The sequence below is a fragment of the Bradyrhizobium sp. ORS 111 genome (genome assembly GCF_045571485.1).
Lineage (GTDB): Bacteria > Pseudomonadota > Alphaproteobacteria > Rhizobiales > Xanthobacteraceae > Bradyrhizobium.
Map to the genome: position 1 here is coordinate 6,984,737 of NZ_CP120701.1, position 17,964 is coordinate 7,002,700.

General features: G+C 64.7%; 14 protein-coding genes. 9 read left to right on the forward strand and 5 right to left on the reverse strand.

The window, feature by feature from the left end:
• Positions 1-282: 282 nt before the first annotated feature.
• From P6U30_RS32165 to P6U30_RS32175, 3 genes are read left to right on the forward strand one after another with little or no spacing between them, the layout of a single operon-like run.
• Positions 283-1,335: an Ldh family oxidoreductase gene (locus P6U30_RS32165; protein ID WP_407166761.1), complete on the forward strand. Its 1,053-nt coding sequence runs from the start codon at positions 283-285 to the stop codon at positions 1,333-1,335.
• A 26-nt stretch (positions 1,336-1,361) separates the two neighbouring features.
• A complete protein-coding gene (locus P6U30_RS32170) occupies positions 1,362-2,729 on the forward strand; it encodes an LLM class flavin-dependent oxidoreductase (protein ID WP_407166762.1) in 1,368 nt (455 codons plus the stop codon).
• Between the two features lie 12 nt (positions 2,730-2,741).
• The gene (locus P6U30_RS32175; RefSeq protein WP_407166763.1) at positions 2,742-3,527 is read left to right on the forward strand and encodes a fumarylacetoacetate hydrolase family protein; all 786 of its coding nucleotides are present in this window, start codon (positions 2,742-2,744) and stop codon (positions 3,525-3,527) included.
• A 312-nt stretch (positions 3,528-3,839) separates the two neighbouring features.
• On the opposite strand, the gene P6U30_RS32180 is transcribed toward P6U30_RS32175, so the two are convergent.
• Complete coding sequence (locus P6U30_RS32180) at positions 3,840-4,760, reverse strand: LysR family transcriptional regulator (protein ID WP_407166764.1); 921 nt, start codon at positions 4,758-4,760, stop codon at positions 3,840-3,842.
• A 61-nt stretch (positions 4,761-4,821) separates the two neighbouring features.
• On the opposite strand from P6U30_RS32180, the gene P6U30_RS32185 reads away from it, so the two are divergent.
• Together P6U30_RS32185 and P6U30_RS32190 are read left to right on the forward strand one after the other, a co-directional pair.
• Positions 4,822-5,286 (forward strand): hypothetical protein, encoded by a 465-nt coding sequence (locus tag P6U30_RS32185; RefSeq protein WP_407166765.1) that lies wholly within the window; start codon positions 4,822-4,824, stop codon positions 5,284-5,286.
• Positions 5,287-5,356: 70 nt separating this feature from the next.
• Entirely contained in the window at positions 5,357-5,842 is a 486-nt protein-coding gene (locus P6U30_RS32190; protein WP_407166766.1) for a hypothetical protein, read from the forward strand.
• A gap of 270 nt (positions 5,843-6,112) precedes the next feature.
• Here P6U30_RS32190 and P6U30_RS32195 read toward each other — a convergent pair whose 3' ends face one another.
• Positions 6,113-6,568 carry an Lrp/AsnC family transcriptional regulator gene (locus P6U30_RS32195; protein ID WP_407166767.1) on the reverse strand — a complete coding sequence of 152 codons (456 nt, stop codon included), beginning with the start codon at positions 6,566-6,568 and terminating at the stop codon, positions 6,113-6,115.
• 157 nt (positions 6,569-6,725) lie between these two features.
• Between P6U30_RS32195 and P6U30_RS32200 the strand changes: the two genes are divergently transcribed.
• Complete coding sequence (locus P6U30_RS32200; RefSeq protein ID WP_407166768.1) at positions 6,726-10,415, forward strand: indolepyruvate ferredoxin oxidoreductase family protein; 3,690 nt, start codon at positions 6,726-6,728, stop codon at positions 10,413-10,415.
• On the opposite strand, the gene mctP is transcribed toward P6U30_RS32200, so the two are convergent.
• Together mctP and P6U30_RS32210 are read right to left on the reverse strand one after the other, a co-directional pair.
• The gene (gene mctP / locus P6U30_RS32205) at positions 10,380-11,876 is read right to left on the reverse strand and encodes a monocarboxylate uptake permease MctP (protein ID WP_407166769.1); all 1,497 of its coding nucleotides are present in this window, start codon (positions 11,874-11,876) and stop codon (positions 10,380-10,382) included. The two genes, P6U30_RS32200 and mctP, sit on opposite strands and share 36 nt — an antisense overlap.
• A gap of 8 nt (positions 11,877-11,884) precedes the next feature.
• Positions 11,885-12,064 (reverse strand): DUF3311 domain-containing protein, encoded by a 180-nt coding sequence (locus tag P6U30_RS32210; protein WP_407148516.1) that lies wholly within the window; start codon positions 12,062-12,064, stop codon positions 11,885-11,887.
• 304 nt (positions 12,065-12,368) lie between these two features.
• Between P6U30_RS32210 and P6U30_RS32215 the strand changes: the two genes are divergently transcribed.
• Positions 12,369-13,439: a peptidyl-alpha-hydroxyglycine alpha-amidating lyase family protein gene (locus tag P6U30_RS32215; RefSeq protein WP_407166770.1), complete on the forward strand. Its 1,071-nt coding sequence runs from the start codon at positions 12,369-12,371 to the stop codon at positions 13,437-13,439.
• A gap of 254 nt (positions 13,440-13,693) precedes the next feature.
• On the opposite strand, the gene P6U30_RS32220 is transcribed toward P6U30_RS32215, so the two are convergent.
• Positions 13,694-14,605 (reverse strand): LysR family transcriptional regulator, encoded by a 912-nt coding sequence (locus P6U30_RS32220; protein WP_407166771.1) that lies wholly within the window; start codon positions 14,603-14,605, stop codon positions 13,694-13,696.
• 142 nt (positions 14,606-14,747) lie between these two features.
• On the opposite strand from P6U30_RS32220, the gene P6U30_RS32225 reads away from it, so the two are divergent.
• A complete protein-coding gene (locus tag P6U30_RS32225; protein WP_407166772.1) occupies positions 14,748-15,908 on the forward strand; it encodes an HlyD family secretion protein in 1,161 nt (386 codons plus the stop codon).
• Positions 15,909-16,326: 418 nt separating this feature from the next.
• Positions 16,327-17,946, forward strand: coding sequence for an MDR family MFS transporter (locus P6U30_RS32230; protein ID WP_407166773.1), 1,620 nt, complete (start codon positions 16,327-16,329; stop codon positions 17,944-17,946).
• The last annotated feature ends 18 nt before the right edge of the window (positions 17,947-17,964 follow it).

The window sequence follows — 17,964 nt, forward strand, 5'->3', positions numbered from 1 at the left end:
CACCTGACCAACGAGACGAGCCGTGGTCCGGGGAATTACGGACGCTGCTGTGCCACGCTGAGGCGGTGCCGTCTCCCGCCGCATATCGCCCCCGCTTCGCGCCGGCACAACAGCCAAATTCCGCATCGCGACTGCGCCGTTCCGCGTTGTGAAATCGACGCGTCGAGCACCCAATTCCCGGTATAGCGGACCGGATTTTCTGCGCTTGCTTGCCCCCCGGCGCTTTGAGACCATGAGGGCAAGCAAGACCCGCGCAGGGCGGGCCGACCACGAGGAAATCCCATGCCGATCGTCCAGGCCGACCGTCTCACGCGCATCGGCGCGGCGCTCTTGAAAGCCGCCGGTGCATCGGATGAGGAGGCGAACGCCGTCGCCTCCGGCTGCGTCAACGCCAACCTCGCCGGCCACGATTCCCACGGCGTGATCGCAATCCCGACCTATATCGACCGCATCAAGGCGGGCCACATCGTCCCCGGCGCGAAGTGGACCATCGTGCAGGAAAGCCCGACCACGACCGTGATCGACGGCCACTGGGGGTTTGGCTTCCACGTCAACGCCAAGGCGATGGAGATGACCATCAACAAGGCGAAGACCGCCAATGTCGCGGCCTGCACCGTGTTCCGGCAGAGCCATGTCGGGCGTCTCGCGCACTACCCGATGATGGCGATGAGCGAGGGCATGATCGGGATTGCAGCCGCTGATTCCGGCCGGTCGCCGAAGCATGTCGCCCCGTTCGGCGGACGCGAGGCGCGGCTCGGCACCAACCCGATCTCGATCGCGGTGCCCTCCGATCTCGAGGCGCCGTTCTATCTGGACATGGCGACCTCCGCTGTCGCCGCCGGCAAGATCCAGCTCGCGGTGGCGCGCGGCGAGCAGATCCCCAAGGGTTGGATCATCGATTCCGAGGGGCGCGACACCACCGATCCGAAGGACTATCGCAAGGGCGGCGCGCTGCTGCCGCTCGGCGGCACCGAAGGCTACAAGGGATCCGGGCTTGCCGCGATGGTCGAGGTGCTGTGCGGATTGCTGACCGGCCTCGGCTTCGGCGTCGAGCCGACCGGCCGGCACAACGACGGCTGCTTCATGGCGGTGTTCAACGTCGCTGCCTTCCGCCCGCTCAAGGATTTCCGGAAGGAGGTCGGCGACTTCGCCCGCTACCTGAAATCGACGCCGCCCTCGGAAGGAAGCCGCGGCGTGTTCTATCCGGGCGAAGTCGAATATCTGCGCGAAGTCGAGCGGCGCAAGAACGGCATCGAGATCGAGGATGCGACCTGGGAGAAGCTGAAGGCACTCGCCGCCGACTACGAGCTGGCCCAGGACCTCGAGCTTCGCTGAAATAGCGCCGGACACAGGAGGACGACATGACACGGCAAATGGCGCTGGTTGGCTTTTTGCAGGCGCAGAACTGCACCAATCTGCCAAGCTCCTGGCGCCACCCGGAATCGCGCGACGATTCGATGTCGGCGGATTACTACCAGGAGATTGCGCGCATCCTGGAGCGCGGCAAGTTCCACATGGCGTTCTTCGACGACCGCCTGGCGATGCCCGACCGCTACGGCAACGATCATGCCCACACCGTCGAATACGGCATCCGCTGCGTGAAGATGGACCCTATCGTGGTGCTAACCACGATGGGCATGGTCACCGAGAAGCTCGGCCTCGCCTCGACCTGCTCGACCACCTATTTCGAGCCGTTCGACGTCGCCCGCCGCTTCGCCACGCTCGACCTGATGACCAATGGCCGCGCCGCCTGGAACGTGGTCACCTCGGTCAACGACGGCGAAGCGCTCAACATGGGGAAGGAACATCATCTCGAGCACGATCTGCGCTACGACCGCGCCGACGAATTCATGGAGGTGGTGCTCGGCCACTGGGATTCCTGGGAAGACGGTTCGCTGATCATCGACAGGACAAGCGGCCGCTTCGCCGATCCGACCAAGGTGAAGCGGCTCGACCACAAGGGCGCGTTCTTCACCTCACGCGGCCCGTTCACCGTGCCGCGTTCACCGCAGGGCCATCCAGTCGTGATCCAGGCTGGCGCGTCCGGCCGCGGCCAGCGCTTTGCCGGACGCTGGGGCGAGGTGATCTTCACCGCGTCGCGCAATCTCGCCAACGCCAAGCAGGGCTATGATGCGATCCGGGGCGAAGCCGCCAAGGCCGGCCGCGATCCCGACCAGATGTTTCTCTGCAACCTGATCACGCCGGTTACCGGCGCCACCAAGGCCGAGGCCGAGGACCGGATGGCCGTGATCCAGAAGCTGCCGCTCGAAATCGACGCACTGTCGCTGCTCGCCGAGGGTCTCAACTTCGATTTCGGCGCCAAGCCGATCGACGAGCCGCTGACGACCGAGGAACTGCAGGGCATGCAAGGCATGCTCGGCATCCGCGACGGCGTGCTGCGCACATCCGGCAAGACCAATCCCTCGACCCGCGACTTCATCACCTTCTCGGGCCGCGGCCAGGTGCAGGACGCAATCGTCGGCGGACCGAAGGAGATCGCCGACCGGCTGGAAGAGATGTTCGTTGGCCGCGGCTGCGACGGCTTCGTCGTCGCGGCGAGCTATGTGCCCGGCTCCTATGCCGATTTCGTCAATCATGTGGTGCCCGAACTGCAGAAGCGCGGCCTGTTTCACAAGGACTATGCCGGCAAGACTCTGCGCGAAAATCTCGGCCTCAAGCGTCCCGCCGCCGGCGCCTGGAAGACCCGCCCGCAGGTCGCCGCGGAATAGAAGGACACCATCATGCGCTGGCTCAAATTCACCGCCGCAGGCAAGACATCCTGGGGCCTCCTCGAGGGCGACAAGGTCGTCACCGTCAACGGCGATCCGCTCAGCGAGTGGAGCAGGACCTCGCAAACCCATGCACTGAAGGACGTGAAGATCGAGCTGCCGCTGATCCCGCGCACCTTCTACTGCGTCGGACTGAACTATTTGAAGCACCTCAAGGAAGCCGCCGACAAGGCCGGCACCGTGCCCAACATCCCCGACCGCCCCGAGATCGGCTATCGCGCGCAGAACGCGCTGATCGCCCATGACGAGGACGTCGTGATCCCGGCAAGTGCGACCGAGAAGATCCATTACGAGGGCGAACTCGTCGTCGTGATCGGCAAGAAGGCCAAGCATCTCACTGAAGCCAATGCGATGGATTGTGTGTTCGGCTACACCATCGGCAACGACGTCTCCGAGCGCACCTGGCAGAAGGCCGATCGCGGCCTGTGGCGCGCCAAGAACGCCGACACCTTCAAGCCGATGGGCCCGTGGATCGAGACCGATGTCGATCTCGACCGGATGGAGACCGCAATCCGGGTCAACGGCAAGGAGACCGGCCGCTTCCGCACCAACGAGATGATCTTCGGCATCGTGCCGTTTATTGTTGAGCTAACCAAATACTTCACGCTGTGGCCTGGAGACGTGATCTGGATGGGCACCGACGGCGCCTCGCCCGACTTGAAAGATGGCGACGTGGTCGAGATCGACATCACCGGCATCGGCACCCTGCGCAACAGGTTCGTGAAGGAGAGGGTGTGAGGCGCGGCACTGCGGTCTCCGCCACGGGATGAAGGTGCACATCTGTCGCCCCGGCGAAGGCCGGGACTGATGTCGCAACCTGTCCACCACCGTCGTCCCGGCGAAAGCCGGGACCCATAACCACCGCAGTTGCCGATGAACGGGATCGTGGCCGCAGCGCCGCGCGGCAACTGACATCTGGGGTAATGGGTCCCGGCCCCCGTGCGCAATTGCGCACTAGGCCGGGACGACGCGGAATAGCTCTGGCTCGATGTCTCCCGCCGTCATTGCTGTCGGCCAGAGGGGCGCGCCCCAAGAGGCAACGCATTCGGACTAGCGCGCTGCCTCCAGGCCGCCCTTCACGTGATCGATGAAGGCGCGCAGCTTCGGCATGATCTGCCGGTGGCTGGGATAGTAGAGGAACACGCCCGGCGTCATCGGCGCAAACTGCGCCAGCACCTGAACGAGCTTTCCCGCCTTCACGGCGCCGGCCGCCAGCGGTGCAGGCACTTGCGCAAGGCCAATGCCTTCCACCGCTGCGCCGAGCATGGTGGGAAAGTCGTAGGCGATGAAGGGTCCCGATACGGCAATCTCGATCGAACGACCGCCGTCGTTGAGCAGCCATGGCGCAAGCCCGCCGTTCGATCGTCGCAATCTCAAGCAGGCGTGCTGGCGCAGATCGTCGGGAGATTCGGGCCGGCCGCGGCGGTCGAGATAGGCCGGGCTGCCGACGATGGCGAAAGGCAGCGGCTTGGTCAGGCGCACCGCGATCATGTCGGGAGCAATGAACTGGCCCATTCTGATGCCGGCGTCGAAACCTTCGGCGGCGATGTCGACCAGCTCCTCGCTTGCGGCAAGTTCGAGCTCAATCTCCGGATAGGCCTTGCAGAACGAAGCGATCAACGGCTCCAGCAGGATCGGCACCACCGAGCGCGGGACGGTGAGACGCAACAGCCCGGCCGGTCGCTGCCCGAGTTCACGCGCCGCCCCGCTGGCGGCGATCAGCTCCTCGAACGCCGGCCGTGCGCGCGCCAGAAACCGTTCGCCGGCGTCGGTCAGGCCGACGCTGCGGGTGGTGCGGATGAAGAGCACGGCGCCGACCCGCGCCTCGAGCGCGCGCACCGCCTGGCTGATGGCCGATGGCGTGACCCCGAGTTCGGCAGCCGCGCGGCGAAAACTGCGATGCTGGGCGACACTGAGGAATGCCTCCACTCCGTCGAGCGCGCCCTGCCGGACTGTGAAGTTCTGCTTCATGGCCCGTCAACATTATCGCGAATAGTCGCTCGCGCAAAGCTGTCCTACATCCGAGCTGCAAATGGACCGTACCGCTTGGTGCGCTGCCATTTGCAACGACGACCGTCGTGAACGGAGGAGACCCATGAAAGCCATCCGTCACACCGTCTTGGCACTCACCCTCACCCTGACAGGCGCCATCTCCATGACCGCTTCATCCTTTGCCCAAACACAAGCCACGTCCCCGACAACCACCGGCGTGATGGTCATCCTGACCGTCAAGGCGGGGGTCACACGCGACCAGGTGATGGCGGTGATGCCGGACGAGATCCGGCAGACCGTGCAGCTCTATCTCAATGGCAAGCTTCGTGAATGGTATTCGCGTTCCGACGGGCGCGGCGCCGTCTTCCTGCTCGATGCCAAGGATGCCGCCGAGGCACACGCGATCATGGAAGACCTGCCGCTCGCCAAGCAAGACCTGATGGACCACGACTACATCGCGGTCGGTCCGCTGTTGCCGCTCCGCTTGCTCGTCGCGAGACCCTGAACGTCCGCCAAGGTCGAACCCGATCGACGGGTTCGACCTCCCCGACCGACAATCACAAGGACAGCCGACCGTGCCACCGACCTTCAATCTTCCATTCGTCCTCAGCGTCGCCGGCGCCTTCCTGACAAGTGCGGTGGTGGCCATCACCTATGTCTGGCCCGCGATCAGCGCGATGCCGTATTACGAGGCCCTGAGACTTCTTGCCGCTTTCCATGCATTCAGATTCCTCGGCATGAACTTCATGGTCGCCGGGTTTGTGTCGCCAAAATTGAGCTCGGATTTCGCCAGCAAGATCGGATGGGGAGACCTTATCGCGGCTGTGCTTGCGCTGCTTTCGATGGCGGCCCTGTCCTGGCGCTGGCCGATCGCCATTCCGCTGGTCTGGATCTTCAACGTCTGGGGCACGCTGGATCTTCTGAATGCCTACTACATGGGCGTGAAGCTCGGAGACCCCGGGCAGTTCGGCGCAGGCATCTACATTCCGGCACTCTACGTGCCGCTGCTGCTCGTCAGCCACGTCCTTATCTTCATGATCCTGTTGAAGCCCGGGCCATGAGCGTGGGACGGCTCGAGCGAAGCGATACTCGCCAATTCATATCCGCGGCACGATGATGGGTATCGCTTCGCTCCACCCATCCTACTGTCCCTCCGTCGTCCCGGCGAAAGCCGGGACCCATACGCCGCGGCGGATGTCGGCGAAGGGACTCGTCGCTCTTGCATCGGGCAACAATTAGCATTTGTGGTGATGGGTCCCGGTCCCGTGCGCAAGTGCGCACTAGGCCGGGACGACATCGTGCATGTCGCGACATCGCAACAGCCAATCTCATCAAAACGGCAGCGCTACGCCGGTCTTGATCTCCTTCAGGATCACGTTGGTGCGGACAGTGCGGATGCCGGGGATGCGGAACATGAATTCGTCGAGGAATTGGTTGTAGGCGTCCATGTCGCGCACGACGACACGGAGGTGATAGTCGGCATCACCGGTGGTCGCGAAACATTCCAGCACCTCGCGGCGCTTGGTGACGCGGGCGACGAATTCGTCGACGAATTTCACGTCGTGCCGCTCCAGCGAGACGTGCAGGATCGCCGAGGTCGCAAAGCCCGCCTGCTCGCGCTTAACCAGCGCCGCGTAGCCTTCGATCACGCCGGACTCTTCAAGTGCGCGCACGCGGCGCCAGCAGGCCGAGGTCGACATGCCGACGGTTTCGGCAAGCTGCTGATTGGTGGCACGGCCATCCTTTTGCAGTTCGGCGAGAATCTTCTCGTCCTGCTCTTCAACCATGACCAGGCTCCAATCTGGTAGATCTTGTCGAAATCTGGCGATTGTCGCAATCTTCTACCTGAATCGGCTTTAGATCGGAACAGATAGGTAAGACCTACCAGGCCCTCAGGCGTAGCGTGTCCGCTGAGATCACATCGCGATTCCCAAGGGGTCAGTCATGGGCCAGATGCCGCAGCTTGACGCCTATCAGCTCTCCGACCGCTACACCCGCCAGCAGGGCCGCGTCTTCCTCACCGGCACGCAGGCGATCGTTCGCATCGCGCTCGACCAGGCACGGCGCGATCGCGCCGCCGGCTTGAACACCGCTGGCTTCATTTCCGGCTATCGCGGCTCGCCGCTCGGCGGCGTTGATCTCGAGCTCTGGAAGATCACACAGCAGTTGAAGGACAACCGCATCGAATTCCTGCCCGCGGTCAACGAGGACCTCGCCGCGACCGCCGTGCTCGGCTCGCAGCAGGTGGAGACGCAGACAGACCGCGAAGTCGATGGCGTGTTCGGGCTCTGGTACGGCAAAGGGCCCGGCGTCGATCGTTCAGGCGATGCCCTGAAGCACGGCAATGCCTACGGCTCGTCGCCGCATGGCGGCGTGCTTGTCGTCGCCGGCGACGATCATGGCTGCGTATCGTCGTCGATGCCGCATCAGTCCGATGTCGCCTTCATGAGCTGGTTCATGCCGACACTGCATCCGGCCGATGTCGGCGAGTATCTCGCCTTCGGCGAGTACGGCTACGCGCTGAGCCGCTTCTCCGGGATGTGGGTCGGCTTCAAGGCGATCTCCGAGATCGTGGAATCCGGCGCTTCCGTCGAGCTGCGGCCGCCGCGCGTCTTTACGCCGCCGGAGTTCGTGCCGCCGCCCGGCGGCTTGCACTATCGCTGGCCGGATCTGCCGGGGCCGCAGATCGAGGAGCGGCTGGAGGCGAAGAAGCACGCGGTCTATGCCTTCGCCAAGACCAATCCGATCGACCGCCACATCTACGACATCAAGCACGCGACCTACGGCATCGTCACCACAGGCAAGGCGCATCTCGACCTGATGGAGGCGTTGCGGCTGGTCGGCCTCGATGAAGCCAGTTGCCGCCGCATCGGCATCGACATCTACAAAGTCGGCATGGTGTGGCCGCTGGCGCTGCACGACGCGATGGAGTTCGTGAAGGGCAAGCGCGAGATCCTCGTGGTCGAGGAGAAGCGCGGCATCATCGAAAGCCAGTTCAAGGAATATTTCTACGATTATCCCGGCGCCAAGCCGGAGCGGATGGTCGGCAAACACGACGAGCAAGGGGCCCGGCTGATCTCGTGGACCGGCGAATTGTCGCCGCGCATGCTGGCCGGCGTGCTGGCACGCCGGCTCGATCCGATGTTTCCGGAGTTGCAGCTCGCCCGCCGCGTTGCCGCACTGACGCCCGAGCAGGATCGCATCATCACTGTATCAGGCGCGACACGGACGCCGTATTTCTGCTCGGGCTGCCCGCACAACACCTCGACAAAGGTGCCCGAGGGCTCCAAGGCGCTGGCCGGGATCGGCTGCCACTTCATGGCGAGCTGGATGGACCGCGAGACTTCCTCGCTGATTCAGATGGGCGGCGAAGGCGTCAACTGGGCGGCGTCATCGAAATTCACCGGCAACCGACATGTCTTCCAGAATCTCGGCGAAGGCACCTACTATCACTCCGGCTCGATGGCGATCCGGCAGGCGATCGCGGCGAAGGCCAACATCACCTACAAGATCCTGTTCAACGATGCGGTGGCGATGACCGGCGGCCAGCCGGTCGACGGCCCGGTCAGCGTGCAGGCCATCGCCCACAGTGTCCGCGCCGAAGGCGTGTCGCGGATCGCGCTGGTGTCCGACGAGCCCGCGCATGTCTCGCCGGCCGATCTGCCCGCCGGCGTCACCATCCATTCCCGCGACGAGCTGGATGCCGTGCAACGCGAGCTGCGCGCAATTCCCGGCGTCACCGTGCTGATCTACCAGCAGGCCTGCGCCACCGAAAAGCGACGGCGGCGCAAGCGCGGCCAGATCGCCGATCCCCCGCGCTTCGCCTACATCAACGACCTCGTTTGCGAAGGCTGCGGCGACTGCTCGGTGGAATCGAACTGTCTCAGCGTCGAGCCGAAAGAGACGCCGTTCGGCCGCAAGCGCAAGATCAATCTCTCGACCTGCAACAAGGATTTCTCCTGCCTCAACGGCTTCTGCCCGAGCTTCGTCACCATCGAGGGCGGTAAGCGGCGGACAAAGACGGCAAGCACGATCGATCCGCTGCCGCGCGCGGCCGCGCTGCCCGTGCCGGAGCTTGCGGCGTTGGAGCGGCCCTATGACCTTCTCGTCACCGGCGTCGGCGGCACCGGCGTCATCACGGTCGGCGCACTCGTCGCGATGGCCGCGCATCTCGAAGGGTGCGGCATCTCGGTGCTCGACTTCACCGGCTTTGCGCAGAAGTTCGGCCCCGTGTTGAGCTATCTCAGGCTCGCGGCGACGCCGGACGCGCTGCATCAGGTCCGGATCGACCAGGGCGCAGCGGATGCGCTGATCGGCTGCGATCTCGTGGTGAGCTCCTCGGCCAAGGCCTCCGGCACCTATCGCAAGGGCATGCGCGCCGCCGTCAACATCGCGGAGATGCCGACCGGCGACGTGGTCCGTTTTCGTGATGCCGACCTCGCCTCGCCGGCGCGGCTGCGCGCCATAGGGCGGACGATCGGCTCGGGCAATCTCTCCACGTTCGACGCCAACGCATTGGCCGAGCGGCTGCTCGGCGACAGCGTCTATGCCAACATCATGATGCTGGGATTTGCCTGGCAGCAGGGGCTGGTGCCAGTGTCGCTTGCGGCGCTGACGCGTGCGATCGAGCTCAACGGCGTCACCGTCGAGCGCAACAAGATGGCGTTGGCCTGGGGCCGCATCGCCTTCGCCGATCCGGAGTTTCTGCCGAAGGCTGAGAATACCACCGGCGACGCGCCCGAGACGCTCGAGCAGGTCATCGCGCGGCGCGCCGATTTTCTCGTGAGCTATCAGGACGAGGCCTACGCCGCACGCTACCGCGCCACCGTCGACCGCGTCCGCCGCGCCGAGGCGGCGCTGGGCGTCTCACAGAGTTTTGAGGCAATCGCCAACCACGACGGCACTACGTCCCCTCTCCCGCTTGCGGGGGAGGGCTGGGGTGGGGGTATCTCCACGAGTCCCGTCGTGGAGAAAGCCCCCACCCGCATCGCATCTCTCGATGCGATGCGACCTCCGCCGCAAGCGGGAGAGGTGCAGCAAGCCCGTGGCGAGGCCGAGTCAATCAAGCAGGACCTCCCTCTCACCGAGGCCGTCGCCCGCGCTCTTTTCAAGCTGATGGCCTACAAGGATGAGTATGAGGTGGCGCGGCTGCATATGCAGACGGGCTTCCTCGAGGAGATCGGCCGCGAATTCGATGGCGACTTCACAGTGCGGTATCATCTCGCACCGCCCTTGCTGCCGGCGCGGCGCGATGCGCGGGGCCGGCCGCGCAAGCGCGCGTTCGGCCAATGGATCCAGACGCCGCTGCGATTGCTGGCAAAGCTCAAGGGACTGCGCGGCACCGCGTTCGACGTGTTCGGCTATGCGGCGGAGCGCCGCGCCGAGCGCGCGTTGATCACCTGGTACGAGACGCTGATCGACACCATGCTCGGCAAGCTCGACGTGATGCACTTGCCCGAACTCGTCGCGCTGGCAAAGGCGCCGCTCGAGATCAGAGGCTATGGCCCGGTGAAGGACGCCGCCATCGCCAGGACCAAGGCGGAGGTCGCGCGGCTGACCGCGCGGCTCGCCTCAGACCCGGCGCATCATGACGGCGGTTCAGGACTCGACCAGCGCGCCGCGGTTGGCGGGTGACAGCCAGCCGATCACGATGGTTGCGAGCACAGCCACGACGACGTTGAGCAGCAGCGCGCCGAGGCCGACATAGAAGGAGTAGCTGGCATCCCCGAGTGAGATGCTGGCGAGCGGTTTCAGTCCGTTGTGCCATGCCGTCCACGTGCCCCAGCCGATGCCGACTGCCCAGCCGAGCAGCAGCGCCAAGCCGCGGAACCAGGTGGTGAACAGGCCGAACACCAGGGCCGGCAGCGTCTGCACGATCCAGAGCCCGCCGAGCAGTTGCAGGTCGAGCGCGTATTGCGTCGGCAAGAACAGGATGAAGGCGAGCGCGCCGATCTTCACCACCAGCGAGGTGATCTTGGCGACGGCAGCCTCGCCGGCATCGGAAATGCGCGGATTGACGTAGGATTTCCAGACATTGCGGGTGAACAGGTTGGCGGCGCCGATGCTCATCACCGCCGCCGGCACCAGCGCGCCGATCGCGATCGCGGAGAAGGCGAAGCCGGCGAACCATTCCGGAAACAGCACCTTGAACAGCATCGGCACCACGTCGTTTGGCGAAGCCACCTTGATGTTGGCGGCGTAGGCCATGTAGCCGAGCAGCGCGATCAGGCCGAGCAGCAGCGTATAGGCCGGCAGCAGGATCGCGTTCTTGCGGATGGTGTCCGCCGACTTCGAGGCGAACACGCCGGTCAGCGTGTGCGGATACATGAAGGCGGCGAGCGCCGATCCCAGCGCCAGGGTCGCATACGGCAGATACTGCCCGGGCTTCAGCGTCAGCCCGGTGGTGCCGCCCTTCGCCGCGAAGGCGTCGTTGGCGGCCGAGAACACCGCGCCATAGCCACCGAGCTTCGCCGGCACCACGATCACGGCTGTCAGCACCACGATGTAGATCATGATGTCCTTGACGAAGGCGATCAGCGCGGGCGCGCGCAGGCCGGAGCTATAGGTGTAGAGCGCGAGGATCACGAAAGCGGCGATGATCGGCAGCTCGCCGGAGAGCCCCATCGCCTTGATCACGACCTCCATGCCGATCAGTTGCAACGCGATATAGGGCATGGTCGCGACCATTCCGGTCAGCGCCACCGCGAGCTCGAGGCCGCGCGAGCCATAGGCGGCATGGACGACATCGGCGGCAGTGACGTGGCCGCCGGCGTGCGCCTTCTTCCACAACAGCGGCATCACGGCGAAGACGAACGGATACACGATGATGGTGTAGGGCAGCGCGAAGAAACCGTAGGCGCCGACCGCATAGACCAGCGCGGGCACCGCGATCACAGTGTACGCGGTGTAGAAATCGCCGCCGACCAGGAACCAGGTGATCCAGGTGCCGAACTGGCGGCCGCCGAGCCCCCATTCGTCGAGATGCTCACTGATCGTGCCGGATTTCCAGCGCGCGGCGACAAAACCCATCACGGTGACGAGCGCGAAGAAGAAAGCGAAGACGGCGAGCGCGACCCACGCGATCTGATCGGTCATAGCATCCCTCACCGCGTCTCGTCAGGTGTGCGGCTGCGATAGACCAGCCAGATCAGCAGCGAGGTGATCGGTACCCAGGCGAACTGATACCAATAGAAGAAGGGGAAGCCGAACAGCGACGGCTCGGTGAAATTGTAGAACGGCACCCAGAGCAGGCCCGCGAACGGCAGCAGCAACAAGATCCACATGACGGACTCTTCGACGACGCACAGCATGATCCCTACAATCAACGATTCAGGAACCCGTTCGTTGCGTCCGGAATCAGCGTTCCAACGTTGCGACGCAAAAAATGTGATCGTCATTTTCGCGCATGCGGCCTAGCTCCCCTTGATGCCCGCATCCTCGATCACCTTGTGCCAGAGCGGCTCTCGCCGGCGGCGTGGCGACGCGCCATGCAAGGGATGCCGAGCCGGCATGACGCGGCATCCGCATGCGCACCATCGGACCATCGACTAGCATGCGCGGCGACGTAGCCGGATGTGGGAGGATCGCATGAGGCACTGGCTCGCCGGATTGATGCTGCTGCTCGCGCCGCAGGCGTTCGCACAGCAGGCCGTTCCCACCATCGCCTTCGAGTCGGTGCCTCATCCGCTGAAGCTGCCGCCGAACGTGTATTTCGGCGAGGCCTCGGGCGTCTCGGTCAATTCCAAGGGGCACGTCTTCGTGCTGTCGCGCGGCAACACCAGCGGCCCGGCCTACGCGGCCGCCGCGGCGCAACTGCTCGAATTCGACGCGCAGGGCAAGTACCTCAGGGAGATCGGCAAGAACCTCTACGCCTGGTCGTTTGCTCATGCCGTGAAGGTCGATCCCGAGGACAATGTCTGGGTGACCGACAAGGGCTCGGACATGGTGATCAAGTTCGACCCCGAAGGCCGCGTTGCCATGGTGTTCGGCCGCAAGCAGGAGGCATCCGACGAGGAAACCGGACCGCTGAAACACCCGAAGCCGCCGCTGCCGGCCGAGGATGGCCGCTTCCGTCAGGTCACCGATGTCACGTGGGACAACGCCGGCAACACCTTCATCAGCGACGGCTACATCAATTCGCGCGTCGCCAAGATCGACAAGGACGGCAACTGGCTGAAGTCATGGGGCGAGCGCGGCAAGGAGCCAGGCCAGTTCAACACGCCGCATTCGATTGCGACCGATGCCAACGGCAACGTCTACGTCGCCGACCGCGGCAACCACCGCATCCAGGTGTTCGACGGCGACGGCAAGTTCCTGCGCCAGATCGTGATCGACGTGCCGGTGCCATCCGACGCCAAGCCCGCGATCGGCAAGATACCCGACGAGGCGATGATGGCGGGCGGCACATTCGCGCCGGGTTCGCCCTGGGCGATCTGCATCACCCCGCCGCCGCATCAGGTGCTGTACAGCTCCGACCCGTGGCCGGGCCGCATCTACAAGCTCTCGCTCGACGGCAAGGTGCTCGGCATGCTCGGCCAGTCCGGCAAGCAGCTCAAGCAATTCGGTTGGGTCCACGAGATCGCCTGTCCATCCGAGAACGTGCTGTACGTTGCGGAGCTGTTGAACTGGCGAGTGCAGAAGCTGTTGCTGAAACCGTAGAGCCGCAGAGTGGGCAAAGCGCAGCGTGCCCACTCCCGCGAGCACGACACGTGATGGCGGGCACACTGCTAACGCGCCATTGCCCACCCGACTGCCGCCGGACCCGTCATCCTGAGGTGCGAGCCTTGCGGCGCGCTTGCGCCCTGGGCGAGCCTCGAAGGATGAATCGGCCACAGCGGGACCGTCGACCCTTCGAGACGCGCTCCTCAGGGTAACGGTGAGTGCGTTGTGCGCGCGGCTCTCCCTCCAATCCGTCACGAATACGGGTTGATCAGCTTCTGCTGCTCGGTGGCGTGGTGCACGAGGAGATCGATGAAGGTCCGCACCTTCGCCGACAGATGATGGCGATGCGGATAGACCGCGTTCATCGTGAACTCGACCGGCCGGTATTCCGGCAACAGACGAACGAGCTGTCCCGATTCGAGCTCGTCACGGACGAGAAAGCCCGCCGCGAGGAAAACGCCGACGCCGGCCAGCGCAGCCAGCTTCAGCGTCTCGCCGCTGTTGGCGACGAGATTGCCGGAGACCCGTACCGACGCCGGCGTGCCCTTGCGATCGACGAAGTGCCAGTCGTCGCCATAGGGATAATTGGCGTGGCGGATGCAGTTGCGCGCCGCCAGATCAGCGAGTTGCTCGGGCTTGCCGTGCTGCTCGATATAGCCGTGCGAGCAGCACAGAACGTGACGCCAGGTGGCGATGCTGCGCACGATCAGGCTGGAATCGGGCGGCGGGATCATGCGCACCGCGAGATCGTAGTTCTCGTCGATCAGGTCGACGTTGCGCTCGCCGATCGCCAGGTCGACCTTGACCTCCGGGTAGGTCGCCAGAAATTCGGCGACCGCGGGCGACAGGAACTGGACGACGTGGGTGTTGGTGTAGATGCGCAGCGTGCCGCGCGGCACCGATTGCAGCGCGCCCGCGATGTCGTCGGCCTGCTCGATGTCGGCGAGAATCTGGACACAGCGGTCGTAGTAGGCCTGGCCGACCTCGGTCAGGCTGACCTTGCGCGTGGTGCGGTTGAGCAACCGCACGCCGAGCCGGTCCTCCAGCGACTGGATGTGGTTGCTGACCATGGTCGTGGACATGTTGAGCTTGCGGCCGGCCGCGGAAAACCCGCCGGCGTCCACGACCCGGACAAAGGCGGTCAGACTGGTCAGGCGATCCATTCGGCAAGGCCCGAATTATTCGTGCTGGCTTGATAATGCTTCCAGTTTTATCGGGATTATCACAGCGGGGAGAACATTGCATCTAGAGGCTGGAATCGGCGCACTTAGGCAAGAGGACGCGCGCATCGATCCGGAGGATGCCATGTCAGCAACCAGCTATGTCTCTGACGACACTACAAAAATCGGCCTACGCCCGTCGCGGAGGGCGATCAAGCGCGCAGCGCTCGGACTAGCGGCGGCGCTGGGCGTCGCTGCCGCCGGCGATTTCGGCTACAGCTACATCACCACCGGCCGCTACCTCGAATCGACTGATGACGCCTATGTGAAGGCGGACTCCACGATCATCGCGCCGAAGGTGTCGGGCTACATCGCGCAGGTGCTGGTCACCGACAACCAGCCGGTGAAGGCCGGGCAGTTGCTGGCCCGGATCGACCACCGCGATTACCGCGCCGCGCTCAACCAGGCCAAGGCCGATGTTGCTGCGGCCGAAGCGTCGGTGCGCAACATCGATGCGCAACTCGCCTTGCAGCAACCGGTGATCGAGCAAGGCAAGGCCGACGTCACCGCCGCCGAAGCCAATCTGAAATTCGCCCAGGAAGAGCGTGCTCGCTACGACGACTTGATGAAGACGGGCTCTGGCACGGTGCAGCGCGCACAACAGACCGACGCCGCGCTACGCTCCAGCACCGCGCAACTGCAAGGTGCGAAGTCCGGCCTCGCGGCCGCCGAGCGCAAGGTCGACGTGTTGTCCACGCAGCGCGCCCAGGCCACGGCGCAGGTTGAGCGTGCCCGCGCAGTCGAGCAGCAGGCCGAATTGAACCTGTCATACACTGCGATCACCGCGCCGGTCGACGGCACGGTCGGCGCCCGCACGCTGCGCGTCGGCCAGTATGTGCAGGCCGGCACGCAGCTCATGGCGGTGGTGCCGCTCGATGCGGTCTATGTGGTTGCCAATTTCAAGGAGACCCAGCTCACCCATGTGCGCAACGGCCAGCCGGTCGAACTCACCATCGACAGCTTCCGCAACACCACGCTGAAGGGCCATGTCGACAGCCTGTCGCCGGCAAGCGGGCTGGAGTTCGCGCTGCTGCCGCCCGACAACGCCACCGGCAACTTCACCAAGATCGTGCAGCGCGTGCCGGTCAAGATCATGCTCGACGACAACAAGCTCGCCGGCCTGCTGCGCCCCGGCATGTCGGCGATCCCGACCGTCAACACCAAAGCAACCGTGCTCGCCGAGCGCGAGGCCCGCAAGCATCTTGCGGCGGATGCGGCGACAGGCCGTGGCAACGGTGGCAGCTAAGGCGCTGACGGATCAAGCGCTGTCAATCTTCATCGGTCGCCGATCCCGCAACGCATCCTTTCTTCGCGCCAAACAACCGGTGGCAGGGCTCCCTCCCCCCTTGCGGGGGAGGGTTGGGGAGAGGGGTGTTACTTGCGCTGACGTTCGACGGATCGCGAGAACGCGGCTGTCCGGCTGTGCAGAACTTGGAGCGATCGCGCTCCTCTGAGGTCAGCGCCCGCGGCGCACCCCTCTCCCCGCCCTCCCCCGCAAGGGGGGAGGGAGCCTGAAAGGTGTGCTCGCCTTACGCGCTCATTGAGACAGCGAGCGGCGCGACTGCCGAATTATCAATCTCGATCGGACAATGCTTCCAGCATTTCCTCGATTATCGAAACCAGCCGCCTAATGCATGCTTCGTCGTAAGCAACGGACGACCCCAATGACCGCGCTCCAGCCCACACTCAATGCAGCCAATGCCGCCGATCTCAATGGCCCGCAGGCAGCTCCTACGGCGCCCGCGATCCCCGCCAGGACCTGGATCGCCGTGGTCGGCGCCACCCTCGGCGCCTTCATGGCGGTGCTCAACATCCAGATCGTCAACGCCTCGCTTGCCGACGTGCAAGGCGCGATCGGCGCCGGCATCGATGACGGCGGCTGGATCTCGACCTCCTATCTGATCGCCGAGATCATCGTGATCCCCTTGAGCGGCTGGCTCGCGCAGGTGTTCTCGGTGCGCAAATATCTGCTGGTCAACGCGTTCCTGTTCCTGGTGTTCTCGGCGGCGTGCGCGCTGGCGCAGGACCTGCCGCAGATGATCGCGCTGCGCGCCGTGCAGGGCTTCACCGGCGGCGTGCTGATCCCGATGGCGTTCACCTTGATCATCACGCTGCTGCCGAAGGCGAAGCAGCCGATCGGGCTCGCGCTGTTCGCGCTGTCGGCGACGTTTGCGCCGGCGATCGGCCCGACCATCGGGGGTTACCTGACCGAGAACTGGGGCTGGCAGTACATCTTCTATGTCAACCTGGTGCCGGGCGCGATCATGATCGGCATGCTTTATGTCTCGCTCGACGCGAGCCCGATGAAGCTGTCGCTGCTCCGCCAAGGCGACTGGCTTGGCATCATCACCATGGCAATCGGCCTTGCCGCATTGCAGACCGTGCTCGAGGAAGGCAACAAGGACGACTGGTTCGGCTCGCCCTTCATCGTCCGCCTGTCGGTGATCGCAGCCGTCGCGCTGACCGCCTTTCTGGTGATCGAGCTCACCGTCGAGAAGCCGCTGCTCAATCTGCGCCTGCTCATCCGCCGCAATTTCGGCTTCGGCATGCTCGCGAATTTCCTGCTCGGCATCGCGCTGTACGGCTCGGTCTTCATCCTGCCGCAGTATCTGTCGCGCATCCAGGGCTACAACGCCGAGCAGATCGGCATGGTGCTGGCGTGGACCGGGTTGCCGCAGCTCGTGCTGATCCCGCTGGTGCCGCGGCTGATGCAGCGCTTCGACCCCCGCATCCTGATCACGATCGGCTTCGCGCTGTTCGCAGGCTCCAACTTCATGAACATTTATATGACGAACGACTACGCCACCGACCAACTATTCTGGCCCAACATCGTTCGCGCGGTCGGCCAGGCGCTGGTGATGGCTCCGTTATCGGCGGTGGCAACCGCAGGGATCGAGCCGGAGAACGCCGGCTCCGCCTCCGGCCTGTTCAACATGATGCGCAATCTCGGCGGCGCCGTCGGCATCGCGGTGTTGCAGACCGTGCTGACCAAGCGCGAGCAGTTTCATTCCAACGTGCTGAGCGAGTCGGTCTCGCTGTTCGAGCAGGCCACCCGCACACGGATCGCGCAGCTCACGCAGTACTTCATGAGCCACGGCATCGCCAACCAGGCGGATGCCACCAGCCGCGCGATCGTCGCCATCGGCAAGATCGTGCAGAAACAGTCGTTCATTCTCGCCTTCAGCGACACCTTCTATCTGCTCGGCGCCGCCCTGATCGTCGCGCTGATCGCGGCACTGTTCCTGAAGAAACCCGGCCATCTTGCCGGCGGCGGAGCCCACTAGACATCAACCCCCAACCGA

Coding starts and splice junctions, on each gene's coding strand:
- P6U30_RS32165 (WP_407166761.1), top strand. CDS start 283: ATGCCGATCGTCCAGGCCGACCGTCTCACGCGCATCGGCGCGGCGCTC.
- P6U30_RS32170 (WP_407166762.1), top strand. CDS start 1,362: ATGACACGGCAAATGGCGCTGGTTGGCTTTTTGCAGGCGCAGAACTGC.
- P6U30_RS32175 (WP_407166763.1), top strand. CDS start 2,742: ATGCGCTGGCTCAAATTCACCGCCGCAGGCAAGACATCCTGGGGCCTC.
- P6U30_RS32180 (WP_407166764.1), bottom strand. CDS start 4,760: ATGAAGCAGAACTTCACAGTCCGGCAGGGCGCGCTCGACGGAGTGGAG.
- P6U30_RS32185 (WP_407166765.1), top strand. CDS start 4,822: ATGGACCGTACCGCTTGGTGCGCTGCCATTTGCAACGACGACCGTCGT.
- P6U30_RS32195 (WP_407166767.1), bottom strand. CDS start 6,568: ATGGTTGAAGAGCAGGACGAGAAGATTCTCGCCGAACTGCAAAAGGAT.
- P6U30_RS32200 (WP_407166768.1), top strand. CDS start 6,726: ATGGGCCAGATGCCGCAGCTTGACGCCTATCAGCTCTCCGACCGCTAC.
- mctP (WP_407166769.1), bottom strand. CDS start 11,876: ATGACCGATCAGATCGCGTGGGTCGCGCTCGCCGTCTTCGCTTTCTTC.
- P6U30_RS32210 (WP_407148516.1), bottom strand. CDS start 12,064: ATGTGGATCTTGTTGCTGCTGCCGTTCGCGGGCCTGCTCTGGGTGCCG.
- P6U30_RS32215 (WP_407166770.1), top strand. CDS start 12,369: ATGAGGCACTGGCTCGCCGGATTGATGCTGCTGCTCGCGCCGCAGGCG.
- P6U30_RS32220 (WP_407166771.1), bottom strand. CDS start 14,605: ATGGATCGCCTGACCAGTCTGACCGCCTTTGTCCGGGTCGTGGACGCC.
- P6U30_RS32225 (WP_407166772.1), top strand. CDS start 14,748: ATGTCAGCAACCAGCTATGTCTCTGACGACACTACAAAAATCGGCCTA.
- P6U30_RS32230 (WP_407166773.1), top strand. CDS start 16,327: ATGACCGCGCTCCAGCCCACACTCAATGCAGCCAATGCCGCCGATCTC.